At 43.7% G+C, this 12,786-nt stretch carries 11 protein-coding genes; 1 reads left to right on the forward strand and 10 read right to left on the reverse strand.

Features of this window, described 5'->3' with window-relative positions:
* Positions 1 to 2: 2 nt before the first annotated feature.
* The 8 genes from ACFO3D_RS07870 to ACFO3D_RS07905 all read right to left on the reverse strand — a co-directional run bounded on the left by ACFO3D_RS07870 (position 3) and on the right by ACFO3D_RS07905 (position 8,845).
* Positions 3 to 287 (reverse strand): YwdI family protein, encoded by a 285-nt coding sequence (locus ACFO3D_RS07870; protein ID WP_390294519.1) that lies wholly within the window; start codon positions 285 to 287, stop codon positions 3 to 5.
* Between the two features lie 620 nt (positions 288 to 907).
* Positions 908 to 1,078, reverse strand: coding sequence for a hypothetical protein (locus ACFO3D_RS07875; protein WP_390294521.1), 171 nt, complete (start codon positions 1,076 to 1,078; stop codon positions 908 to 910).
* A 126-nt stretch (positions 1,079 to 1,204) separates the two neighbouring features.
* Positions 1,205 to 2,782, reverse strand: coding sequence for an FMN-binding glutamate synthase family protein (locus ACFO3D_RS07880; protein WP_390294524.1), 1,578 nt, complete (start codon positions 2,780 to 2,782; stop codon positions 1,205 to 1,207).
* Positions 2,783 to 2,800: 18 nt separating this feature from the next.
* Complete coding sequence (locus ACFO3D_RS07885; RefSeq protein ID WP_390294526.1) at positions 2,801 to 3,382, reverse strand: cytochrome c oxidase subunit 3; 582 nt, start codon at positions 3,380 to 3,382, stop codon at positions 2,801 to 2,803.
* Positions 3,375 to 5,300: a cytochrome c oxidase subunit I gene (locus ACFO3D_RS07890; RefSeq protein WP_390294528.1), complete on the reverse strand. Its 1,926-nt coding sequence runs from the start codon at positions 5,298 to 5,300 to the stop codon at positions 3,375 to 3,377. The genes ACFO3D_RS07885 and ACFO3D_RS07890 overlap by 8 nt, the downstream gene beginning before the upstream one ends.
* A gap of 35 nt (positions 5,301 to 5,335) precedes the next feature.
* Positions 5,336 to 6,025 carry a cytochrome c oxidase subunit II gene (coxB, locus tag ACFO3D_RS07895; protein WP_390294530.1) on the reverse strand — a complete coding sequence of 230 codons (690 nt, stop codon included), beginning with the start codon at positions 6,023 to 6,025 and terminating at the stop codon, positions 5,336 to 5,338.
* A gap of 846 nt (positions 6,026 to 6,871) precedes the next feature.
* Complete coding sequence (locus tag ACFO3D_RS07900; RefSeq protein WP_390294532.1) at positions 6,872 to 7,189, reverse strand: phasin family protein; 318 nt, start codon at positions 7,187 to 7,189, stop codon at positions 6,872 to 6,874.
* A 12-nt stretch (positions 7,190 to 7,201) separates the two neighbouring features.
* A complete protein-coding gene (locus tag ACFO3D_RS07905; RefSeq protein ID WP_390295490.1) occupies positions 7,202 to 8,845 on the reverse strand; it encodes an ABC1 kinase family protein in 1,644 nt (547 codons plus the stop codon).
* A gap of 138 nt (positions 8,846 to 8,983) precedes the next feature.
* On the opposite strand from ACFO3D_RS07905, the gene ACFO3D_RS07910 reads away from it, so the two are divergent.
* Complete coding sequence (locus ACFO3D_RS07910; protein WP_390294534.1) at positions 8,984 to 10,336, forward strand: YjiH family protein; 1,353 nt, start codon at positions 8,984 to 8,986, stop codon at positions 10,334 to 10,336.
* Positions 10,337 to 10,707: 371 nt separating this feature from the next.
* Here ACFO3D_RS07910 and ACFO3D_RS07915 read toward each other — a convergent pair whose 3' ends face one another.
* A complete protein-coding gene (locus ACFO3D_RS07915; protein WP_390294536.1) occupies positions 10,708 to 11,535 on the reverse strand; it encodes a sugar nucleotide-binding protein in 828 nt (275 codons plus the stop codon).
* A 44-nt stretch (positions 11,536 to 11,579) separates the two neighbouring features.
* Positions 11,580 to 12,593 carry an acyltransferase family protein gene (locus ACFO3D_RS07920; RefSeq protein ID WP_390294539.1) on the reverse strand — a complete coding sequence of 338 codons (1,014 nt, stop codon included), beginning with the start codon at positions 12,591 to 12,593 and terminating at the stop codon, positions 11,580 to 11,582.
* Between the last annotated feature and the right edge of the window lie 193 nt (positions 12,594 to 12,786).

Raw genomic sequence — 12,786 nt, forward strand, 5'->3', positions numbered from 1 at the left:
TGTTAAAAGTCAAACAAGGAACTGCCATTTGCATCATCATCGTCCAACTGAACTGTTCTTCGTTTATTACCAGTACCAGTTTCGCCGATCATGGCTTTCATTTCTTCTTCCGTAATATCTGTATTTACAATATGTTGTTCTTCCTGCTTCTCATCAAGCAGCAGTTCGCTGAGCAGTTTCACGTTCGCAATGTGCTGCTTCATCGTTTTGTTGTCGCCAGCGTTATTCTGCGCTTGCTTCAGTTCATTCATCATTTTTTTGATAATAGTATTTTCAGATACGGCCATGCTGTCACCTCTTTTTTTACATAAGACTTAAACATCTTCAAGTATAACATCCCAGAAAAGAACTTGGAAAACCTGACAACCAGTTGGGCCACCTGTCATCGTTGTTTCTTAACCCTCAAAGTTGATGTAAACTGCGAAATAACAGCTTAGTTTCCCAAGTAGCAGCTTATTGATTTCCGCTCCGGGCAGTCGCTTTCACCGCTCCGGGTGCAAGTACGACATCTGCTCATACTTTCGCAGTGTCTCCTTTGCCGCCGGGCAACGCTTCAACTTCCTCGGAAGAAAAGCACTTCCTGCGGGATTTTCAGCTGTTGCTTTTCCCGCTGGAGTCGACTTCCCTACACTACAATCATACTCATATTAGCGGAAACAATACGCGTAGACTCCTGCGGAAAAACGAGCCTATGAGACCCCACAGGGAGCGATTTTTGCGACCGAGGAGGCTCGTGGGGAGTCCGCGGAAAGCGAAGTGTATTGCTGAAGCGAAGCTTATCTATTCCTTAAGCCATTTGTTCGCATTTTATAAATTATGTGTAGATACAACAATCTTTTAGATCACAGCCAAATGAAAAAAAGCCCCGGATTCCGGGACTCTTTTTACTGTTAACTTATAAACTATCTTACCGGGCCAGCAATGTTTGCAGACCCGAACACAAATCTGTCGGACTATTTTTAAGTTGCTCCTGGGTATAACGTTCGTACATCCACTGGAGAAATTTCACTTCATTATTACACAGTTTTCTTTCAAGCTTGGCTTCCAGCTCACTCTTCAACTCTATAAAACTGACCATAACGTTGTATTCCCCCCAAATCAGCCAAACCCTATTATATAACACCTATATTGTACCGTGATTTTACCCGGGTGACAACTATCGTTTTACTAATTTATAAAATTTTTTGATTTTGATTATGGGAAGTTAGGACATATTCTCCTCGAGAAATGCTTGTTTATCCATATTCACTACCTGGTTCATCTTCTCCTTGTAAACAATATGCTCACGGTTAAATTTAGTTGGACTGTCTATCCCTGCTACCGCCGCCATTTCGAACAGGCCTTCCCGAATCGAGAGCAAGTAGTTGCACACACGATATTTTTTCTCATCTATGACAAGACCTTTCTGCCGATCTGGGTCAGTAGTGGCGACACCAACGGGGCAATTATTGGTATGGCAGATTTGAGACATCACACAGCCAACGGAGAGCATAAAGCCGCGGGCGATATTTACCATATCCGCACCAAGCGCGAGTGCCATTGCAATCTTATCGGGGGTAATCAGCTTACCTGATGCAATCATCTTTGTACGTTCCCGCAGTCCATATTCCTGAAGCATATCATCCACCATTGGGACGGCAGAGAAGGACGGTAACCCTACTGATTCGGCAAGCTCATAATACGTGGCGCCTGAACCCCCCTCGCCGCCATCAACTGTGATAAAGTCAGGAACGATATCAGAGTCCTTCATTCCCTCGACAAGCCCTCTAAGCTGCTGTTCGTCACCTACGACAATTTTGATCCCTACCGGTTTACCGCCCACATTGCGCAATTCATCTAGGAACTGCAATAATTGAACTGGCGTATCGATGCCGTCAAACCTGTTTGGACTATTAATGTCCTGGTATGGTTCCACATCACGGATTTCGGCGATTTCCGGCGTTATCTTGCTTCCATCGACATGTCCACCGCGAGTCTTACCTCCCTGCGCCAGTTTAATCTCAAATGCCTTGATTTGTTCTGTTTGGGCACGGGTTTTAAACTCTTCCCACGAAAAGTCCCCGTCTGCCGTTCGAACACCAAATAGGCCGGGACTGATCTGCATGATAATGTCCACGTCGCCTTTCTGATGATGCTTGGAGATGCTTCCTTCCCCGGTATTCATCCATGTGCCACCGGCCATGCCTAGTCCGAGTGAAAGTGCTGATATGGCATGATCCCCAAGTGAACCAAAGCTCATCGCTGACTGTCCGATCAGGCCCTTTACTTTAAATGGCTGTCGTGCAGTATCTTCCCCGAGTATGATTGCATCCTCTTCCGGCAGATAAAAAGGATCTGTCTCGGTTGTCTCACGGTGCTCATTCCGGTGAAACAGCGCCTCTTTATCAACCTGATAGGTTTTGGTTAAAATTTTTGGATATTGCTCCACCCGGAGTTCGGTCCGTTGTTTCGGAAACATATTATTGATCATATAAAGACCATCCTGATCAAAATTACGTTGTGAACCATACCCGATCTGGCGCTTATCATATTTCGCAGCGGTATATACAAAGCCAAATTCGCGCCGGTTGAACGGTTTTCCTGTATTGTCATGGTCATATAAATATTGACGAAGTTCAGGTCCCGCTTTTTCAATTACATAGCGGGCTTTTCCGATAAACGGGTAGTTGCGGAGAACAGAGTGTTGTTTTTGTGTTCTGTTACGAGCATAATACCATCCTAAAAATCCGATAGGTGCGAGAAAAAAGGGCAATATTGACCCCTTCTTTTTTTTATCATCCATAATCTATTACTCCTTTCATCAATCTATTAAATACGGTAAATAAACAATCATCACAATAAATAACCATATTACATCAACGAAATGCCAGTAATACTGAAAAATTCGCTGTTTCTCTTCATATAACGTGCGAGGAATCTTCATATGATACTGAATCAGCAAAAGAATCATCCAGAAACAGCCAAAGCCAACGTGCGCTGCATGCAACCCGACCAACACGTAATAGGAAGCGAAAAAGTTACTCGTCGACATGAGATACCCGTCATGCACCATGTAAGTGTAGAACTCGTTGGCTTCCATGAAGAAAAAAGTTAGACCGAGCAGCAATGTCAGCACAAGGCCGGTCACAAGCCGCTCCGGTTGGTTATATTTAAGCGCCTTTTCAGAAATCATCAGTGTCAGACTGCTTGGAAGCAGGAAAAGCGACAACAGAATTACGTTTTTCCACTTAAAAACATTAGCAGGTGTCGGTCCTTCTTCCGGTGGTGTGAAAATGATGTATGTTGCAAATAGTGTCGCAAACATAATTGCTTCCACAAACAAATAGATAAAGAAGCCGTATTTTTTATCTTTAAACAGGATAGCAGTCTGTTCATTATCCATTTGAATGCTCCTTCCTGTAATACGTCTTCCGTTCATCGGTAAAGAAACGGATGATCAGAAGAAGACCAATTATTCCTCCGGTTAAAAAAGCAAGCCAGTACCATGTGTATATCATTCCGATACAGAAGACCATCAGTGTGAATGCAAGGAGGAATGGCTGGATGGTCTCCACGGAAATCGGCTGTGGTCTGGTAGTTGTGGTTGTGCGGATTTTCCGATTTTCCACTTTTGCATACCAGTACGGATCTGACTGTCGCACTATCGGCATAGGGTCAAAAGTTTCCTCCGGCGATGGCGACGGCTGGGTCCACTCCAGAGTCCGCCCGTCCCATGGGTCATTGCCTGCGTCCTCGCCGTACTTCTGCGTTCGGTAAATATTCCAACCAAGGAAAAGAATACTGGATCCCATAATGAACGCCCCGACTGTACTGGTGAGATTAAGAAGGAAGATACCATCCTCCCACTGATATGTGAAGACACGGCGCGGCATTCCTTCCAGCCCTGTTATGTGCATAGGCAGGAATGTCATATGAAATCCGATTAGAAAAAGCCAGAAGTGCCATTTTCCAAGTTTTTCATTCAGCAACTTCCCGGTAAACTTCGGATACCAGTAATAGAATCCGGCAAATATGCCGAGAATTGTCCCGCCGATGATGGTGTAGTGAAAGTGTGCGACAAGAAAATGCGTATCATGGAACTGAAAGTCAGCTGCAGCGACTGATAACATTACACCTGTCACACCACCCATCACGAATGTTGGAATGAATCCCAGAGCAAACAGCATCGGTACTGTTACCCTGATTACGCCACCTCTCATGGTAAAGAGCCAGTTGAATATTTTAATACCTGTCGGCACCGCAATCAGCATGGAGGTGATCGCAAAGAAAGTATTCAGGGCAGCGCCCAGCCCAACGGTAAACATGTGGTGCGCCCATACCATCAGTCCAAGGAACCCGATAAAGGCAATCGATATTACCATTGCCGGATAACCAAATAACCGTTTTCGGGAGAAGGTCGTAATAACATCTGAAAAGATACCGAAAGCAGGAAGAATGAGAATATATACTTCCGGGTGCCCGAATATCCAGAATAAATGCTGCCAATATACAGGCCGCCCATCATCCCCTGCAAAGAAGGAGGCGCCAAACATCCTGTCGAACATGAGTAAGTACAGTGCAATCGACAGAACAGCGAAAGCCACAAGAATCAGGTAGGATGTTATCAGACTTGCCCACGGAAAAAGCGGCATCCTTGTAAGCTTCATTCCCGGAGCCCGGTTACGAATGATAGTCATAATCATATTGATTGCAAAAAGAATGGTTCCGAGCCCGGATATTTGCACACTGAAAACATAGTAGTCATTCCCTACCCCAGGTGTGAAAATCTCCGTCGCGAACGGGGCATACGCAGTCCACCCTGCATTTGGCGGGGTATTAAAGAGGAATGACATATTAAATAAAATTCCACCAGCAAGGAAGAGCCAGAAACTAACAGCATTCATGAACGGGAATGCCAAGTCTCTCGCGCCTATCTGCAGTGGAACCGCGATATTCATCAGTCCAAGCAAAAAAGGCATCGCCACAAAGAAAATCATTAACGTTCCATGCGTCGTGAACAGCTCGTTGTATTTTTCTCCCTGAAACACCCAGAAGTTATTTTCAGGCACGGCGAGCTGTGTCCGTATCAATAGCGCATCTATTCCGGCACGGATAAAGAAAAGCATCGCAGAAAAAATATATAACGTTCCGATTTTTCTATGGTTGGTCGTCCGCATATATTCCCAGACGACCGGCCATTTGCTTTTCTTCGTTATCAAATACAGAGCTATTATTCCGGGAATAACAACGAGGAACCATGCAAATATGATATCGGACGGCAAAAACAAAGGCTCGTCCGCAAACGGTATAGGTATAGACATCATTAACACCTCTGTATCCAGATTCGTTGCTTCAATTATTTACGCTTTAAAAATTCACTGAATTCTTTCATTGGCACTACTTCGGTCGTAAACTGCATTTTGGCGTGCATCATTCCACAATATTCTGCACATTGTCCTTGATAGGTTCCAACTTCCGCATTTTCAATTTCATAGACTAATTCCTTTGTAGGCCGTACATCCGTTTTACCAGCCAGTTGCGGAATCCAGAAGGAATGAATAACATCTTTGGAGTGTAAGTGGAAGTAAAGATTTTCCCCCGCCGGGATTACGAGTTTATTAACAGTTTCTTTTCCATTCTCATAGCGGAACGTCCATTTGAATTGCTCAGCAGTCACATATACATGCGTGCCTTCGGTTTTCTGCTGTTGCGCCGTTGAAATCGGGGACTGGTTATAAGTAATCATAATCGAAGGTACCGCCAGGATTGTCAGCAGAATCAGAGGGATTACAGTCCAAGTTGTTTCCAGCTTAAAATTTCCCTTTACATCTTTTGGGAGTTCATCCTTATTTGCAGCCGTTTCGCGGTATTTCCAGAAAAAAACAGTAAATAAAGTGAACACTACGGCCAAGACGAGAAGCATTATTCCTAAACTGAGCCAGATTAAAAAAGCCTGAGCATCCCCAGTGTCACTTTTCGTATTCAGTACAGTGATATCACATCCTGCCAGCAGAAGCATCGGAAAGACTAGCAGCATTTTTTTCATAGGAATCATCAGCCTTTGCTAGAAAACTTGGTTTATCGCTATAAAAAGTGTCTAATAGTTACTTAACCTTTCTTATTTAACCTTAAACATAGTAGATAATGTGGAAAAATAAGGGAATACACTACCTGGATGGGTTTTTGTAGCAGAATAGTGAGGGATTAACTGGATTGATTTTTAAAGTGGAAAATGAAATGTGAAATCGCATAGAATTCACATACTTTGGGAGAGTACAGGAAATTTTAGCGTAAAAGAGCTTTTCCTAGGATATATGAGCGGGTTTGGCTGATTGACCGCGATGAGTGACCGTTCTCTTGTTTTCCGGACTCGTTCGGGCACTCATAACCACGATGAGTGACCGTTCTTTTGTTCTCCGGCCTCGTTCGGGCACTCATAACCGCGATGAGTGACCGTTCTCTTGTTTTCCAGCCTCGTTCGGGCACTCATAACCGCGATGAGTGACTGTTCTCTTGTTTTCCAGCCTCGTTCGGGCACTCATAACCGCGATGAGTGACCGTTCTCTTGTTTTCCGGCCTCGTTGGGGCACTCATGACCACGATGAGTGACCGTTCTCTTGTTTTCCGGCCGCGTTGGGCACTCATGACCGCGATGAGTGACCGTTATTTCATTTTCCAGCCTCGTTCGGGCACTCATGACCACGATGAGTGACCGTTCTCTTGTTTTCCGGACTCGTTCGGGCACTCATAACCGCGATGAGTGACCTTCATCTTGTTTTTCCATAGCCTTTGGGCACTCAAGGGCTGGATAGGATTGAGATATCACGGACAATTCATCGCCATTAAAAAAATAGCAGGAGAACCCTCCTGCTATTTTATAAGGACGATTAAATTAGGTTCTGCTCTCTTCTTTTTCTTCCACCAATCGTTCTTCGAGTTCGGTGATCCGTGCACGTAATTCATTAATGTCTTCTTTTGTGGCGAGTCCCAAATCTCTCGCCATTGTCTGTGTCTGTTCGTATTGTTTAGCAGTCCACTCATCCGTTTTAACTTCACCTTTGTCAACGAAGTTCCGCATGACTGTCCGCGCCTGTTCCTGCGTGAGCTCGTTCTTCTCCACGAGTTCCTTCAGCTTCACATCCAGTTTTTCCTTGCCGCTAACTGCTGCTCCAAGCCCCAGCAAAAATCCCTTTTTCAGAATATCACTCATGTAAAAACACCCCTATTTCCTTAGTTTTATAAACTTATAATGTTTCCTCAGAATTAATGCAAGACTCACCAGGAATATGCCTAAAATAGTTCCGCCTATTAACGGAAGACTGTGGAAAGTGAAATAGGCGAACGCTACGAACCCGGCGAAAATCAGGAGTACATTGACTCCTTCCAACAGGAGAAAAAAGTGATGCATCAGGTGCGTGTGCTGCTGTTCTTTCTCCCATTGTCTATCCTTTTCCCCATTTTCAAGCCAATTTAACATTGCACGGGGATAAGATAAAATTGGTTTGGCTGTATCTTTCACAATTTCCTTGTAAATAGAATCGGTCAGATTTTTACCGCCAAAAAATTGCTTAATCTTTGGCTTGGCCATTTTTTCAATATCTATTTCGGGATATAAATGCACCAGAATACCTAAGATGATCGAGGCAGCTCGCCCAAGATAGGCGTAATCTGCAGAGACTTGAATCGGCTGTTCATTAATGAAAACCCTGAGGTCCTCCTTCAATTGGTCCATTGCTTGGCTATCCATATTCCGGAAAGAACCACTTTCATAAATCTCAATCGTTTTCCGGATCATCTTCTTCAGTTTTTTCCTGTCCGCATTAGGAAGTATAAAGTTCATCTCGTCCATGGTTTCGATGATCGTGTCATAATCGTTTACAATAAGTCCCTGAATGATTTTTTTAAAATAAAGCGTATCCTGTTTGCGAACATCACTCACCATACCAAAGTCGATAATGCTAATTGTTCCGTCCTGCTGAACGAGAATATTTCCTGCATGGGGGTCAGCATGAAAGTAACCGTGGTTCATAAACTGATCAAGATAAAAATCAAATAATCTTTTAGCGAGCAGTTCGGGGGAAATATTATGCTCGTTCAGATAAGTGAAATCCGTTACTTTCGCGCCATCAATCCACTCCATCACCAGCACCCGTTTTGTGCAAAGCCGTTCATAATAAGCAGGAATATGAATCGAATTATTTTCCGCATAACGGTCTCTGAAATAAGCCCCATACGCGAGTTCCTGCTCAAAATCCAGCTCCTTGTCCATTACCTGAATCAGTTCGTTATATAATGCATTTAGATCAGCCTTTTTTCCAAACGAAGTAAACAAGGAAATAACTCGGAATACCAGCTTCAGGGCTTTAAAATCCATGTGAAAAATATCATCCACCCGATATCGCTGCACTTTAATGGCAACGCTGGAACCGTCGTGCAATTCTGCCTGATAGACTTCCCCTATGGAGGCTGAGGCAACCGAAGACGTCTCAATTGATTGCAGATGTGTATCCAGCTCAGTCCCCCACTCTTGTTCAAGCAGATTTTTCGCGTAATCAAACGACATGGGCGGAACCTTATCGACTAGTCCGCTAAGCTCTTTAATAAAAACTTCAGGCATAAAATCTGCCCGGGTACTCATAAACTGTCCGACTTTTATCAGGACTCCACCAAGTCTTACAGCTTTTTCCCGGTATTCTTTTGCCTGACGTTCCAAAAGACTATTCCATTTAATCCGTGTTCGTTGATCCCAGATGCGATGTCGCAGGTGGAATAAGTATATTTGTGAAATAAATTTAACCGCCAGCCATACAAAGATAAAGCAGCGGTAGAACAGATTGAATTTTAGCGTATTTCCCACTCCCAACACCTCACCTCCCTTTACCCGGTAAGCCCCCACTTCTAAACTCCTTACTCCCGTCTGTTCCTATCCCGCTTGATTGCACCCCCAATTCCATGCATAATGAAACGTAGATATATATCCCGTAAATATTTTAAGGAGGACACTATGGAAAATAAAAACTCCTACACAATTGCTGATCACCTTAGATTTATACTCCCATCAATACTTGGAATCTTTTTATTTATGACACCGGTCGCAACAGATGGAGGCATGACAATCCCGATTGCGATTCTGGCAGATTGGATACAGGCTCTGTTAGCTGGCCGCCTTTCTGCAATTATGATGGTTATCATTACGATAACTGCAATTCTAACTGTGATTGCCCGGGCAGGAGGGCCTGATACATTCAAGAAAACGCCCTTTTTTCACCAGTTGTTCCATGTGCGTACATTCTGGATGATCACCCGGATTTTGGCTGCTGTATTTGCCATCATGGTCTATTTCCGGTTGGGACCAGAAGCGATTCACGGGCCGAATACCGGCCAGCTGTTACTCGGCGATTTACTGCATGTGCTTTTTGCCGTATTTTTATTTGCAGGTTTGTTCCTGCCGCTATTGATGAATTATGGACTGCTTGATTTGGTCGGCACCCTGATGACGAAAATCATGCGGCCGTTGTTCCGATTGCCGGGCCGTTCCTCCATTGACTCTCTCGCATCCTGGATTGGCGATGGAACAATTGGCGTCCTGCTGACAAGCAAGCAATATCAGGATGGCTACTATACGAAACGGGAAGCAGCTATCATTGGAACAACCTTTTCTGTCGTATCGATCACCTTTACCCTGGTCGTTATCAGTGAGGTTGGTCTAAGCTATATGTTTGTCCCATTTTATCTGACTGTAATTGCGGCCGGAATTGTCTGTGCACTGATTATGCCACGGATTCCTCCGCTTTCCAAAAAAGCGAACACGTATATTTCCGAAGCTGAGAGCTCCATTGAGGAAGATATACCATCCGGTCATAACAGCCTGACGTTCGGCTACAAAAAGGCACTTGATCAGGCAAAAGATGAAACAAGTGTATATAAGTTCTTCAAAGAAGGCGGACAGAATATCCTTGATATGTGGATGGGAGTAGCGCCAATTGTAATGGCGTTTGGACTGATAGCTCTGATTATCGCGGAGTACACACCCGTCTTCACATGGCTTGGCCTGCCGTTCATTCCATTGTTCGAACTGATGCAGGTACCGTATGCAAAGGAAGCATCGGAGACGGTTCTAATCGGATTTGCAGATATGTTTCTTCCGGCCATTTTGATTGCTTCGGTGGAAGCGGAAATTACGAAATTCATTATTGCTGCCCTGTCCGTGTCCCAGTTAATTTATATGTCTGAAGTTGGTGGACTATTACTTGGCTCACGGATTCCGGTCTCGTTTAAAGACCTTGCTATCATCTTCCTGTTACGGACACTAATCTGCCTGCCTATCATCGTACTGATTGCGCATTTGATCTTTTAAAATATAGATGGTGGGGAGCAGCGCATGCCGACATATATTCATCTAGTAGTGGCGTCCTAGCCACTGGTAATGCTCCAGTTTCCTGTAAGATTTTGCGATTCGGCCGTTAAGCTGCTCCTCATTCCGTTAAATCGAGAAAAATGGCTGTAATAGTGGCGAAGTGGGTTCTGGTTCCGCTAAAGGACCGTTTTTAATAGATTTTGAAGGTGAAATAGGTAAATAACGGAACCACGATCCGAAATCATACTTAAAAGAGCAAAATCCAGGAAATAGCGGAATGAGAATCCTAGATTTAAAAACAAAGCAGCCCGCCATTCGATTAATGGCGGGCTGCTTGCTATATTTTATAAGGGGGTACTATATTGTACGACTCAGCGGAAGTTTTGTTTCGTCACTTCCTTAATTTTTTCCGTTTTAAGGGAAATATCTTTCGGAATTTCCCTATCTGCTATTTCGTCCTCCGAGCCTTTCTTAACTAAATCAGGGTCGTAGCCCATCTGTTCAGCCATCTGCTGCATAAATTCATAGAAACTCTTTTTATCTTCAGGACCAACGTGGAAGAGCCCTTTCTCTTCATTACCGGCAAATTCAACAATTACATTAGCAAGATCCTCTACGTGAACAAAAGTGCGGACAAGGTCATTCCGGAACTCCGCCTGTTGATCTGAGCGAAGCCGGCACGATAATTCGTCCGTACGCTGGTCAAGCTTTCCAATTGCATTTTCGCCATAGATAGGTCCAGCCCGTAAGATTACATAGTTTGATAATTCTTTGGTAATAAAGTGTTCTGCCTTAACTTTTGCATTAGCATAATTACTGTATATATGGTCTTCTGGAAGCTTCGACGTATTATCTTCTTCATCATACGGTCCTTTTCCATCGGTAAATACGAAGTCGGACGACATATACACGAGTTTGGTCTGGGGTGTTAGAAACGTAATGAGATTGATTAACCCCCGGTCGATAAGCTCATGTTCATTTGGTCCATCCATGACAGACCATACAACAACATCCGGTTTGGTTTCTTTATAAAAATTGGAGAACGCCTCCTCCTCATTAACGTCCAGTTTGTAAAGGTCGTCGAAAATGGCTGGCTCCTCAAGGTACGTGCCAACCACCTCCACATCTTTGGCATCTTTCAGCTTCTGATAGACGGAAGCACCTACATAGCCACTCGCACCGAATACACAGACTTTCATATTTCCACCTTCCCTCTCTCAAGATCCTGAGTCACGTGTTGAAATTATTGCTGTGTTGTTTTCCGATTATGCTCTCCAAATAGATTTTTTAAAATGGATGCTTTTGCTTCTATTAATGGCTGCCACAATCCCAATACCGGCTTGCTGGACAGCACCAGCACAATTGTTGCCGCGATAACCGCAAGCCCGATAATGTCGACCGGATGGCCAACATCAAATAGATCTGCCTTTCGGAAATACTGGATAAAGAAACCATGGAGCAGGTACACATAAAGCGTTCTGGTTCCAAGGTCAGTCAATCTTCCTCTTGTTGTTGGTACCCAAGCCAATACACTTGCCGCCATAATGATTGCGGTCAGATAGACAAGGGCACGTGCAATTATTCCATATTCAGGCAGGTCAAGCAGCACCACATATGATTTGGATGCCAGCAGCCATCCAGTTGGAATATCGGGTGCTATATGAATCGCAGCAGCCACAAAAGACATAATGGCAATGGAGGCTATTTTGACCGATTTCCGTTTAAGGAACATCACGTGCTCCTGTGTCAACCAATAACCCAGAAGGAAAAACGGGAAAAAGACAAACGTACGGGACAGGCTGAATGTGTGACCAATTTCTCCAATGTATCCAATAATCAGCCCAATTCCCATTGCCAACGGAACACCATATTTCCCAGGTATTCTTTTGAAAAGGTTCAGTAACAAATGCCAGCTGAACAGACTGAAAAGGAACCACAATGACCAATGCGGATAGAAAATTCCAGTCGCCCAGTCATCTTTCCCTATAAAGAAGAAATATCCAGTAAATAATAGCTGAAATACCAAGTAAGGAAATAACAATTTTTTAGTCAGATTCCATATATATTTTTTATTCCCGGAACCTCTGGCGAAAAAACCTGCCAGAAATATAAACGCGGGCATATGAAATGTGTATATCCATAGATAAAGCGTATTTACCCATGCTATTCCGTCGGTAAACGGCTGAATCAAATGACCGAATACCACCAGAAAAATCAGCAGTAATTTGGCATTATCAAAATACGCGTTACGGTTCATGCTTCTCACCTCTTATGTTCTAAAATCATTCTGTATACAGCATATTCCCGTTCCTAATAAATTTTCGACGGCATATATCCATTTTTAGAAGGTTGTTATGTAACTGTAAATAGAATGAAAAAATGAGACAGATGAGTAATATCCGGAATCTTAAGTTATTAAACCTAAGGGTTGTTTTCTAATAGCTTGTTGC

It is taken from the genome of Virgibacillus kekensis, from assembly GCF_042654125.1.
In the GTDB taxonomy this organism is placed as follows: domain Bacteria; phylum Bacillota; class Bacilli; order Bacillales; family Amphibacillaceae; genus Lentibacillus; species Lentibacillus kekensis.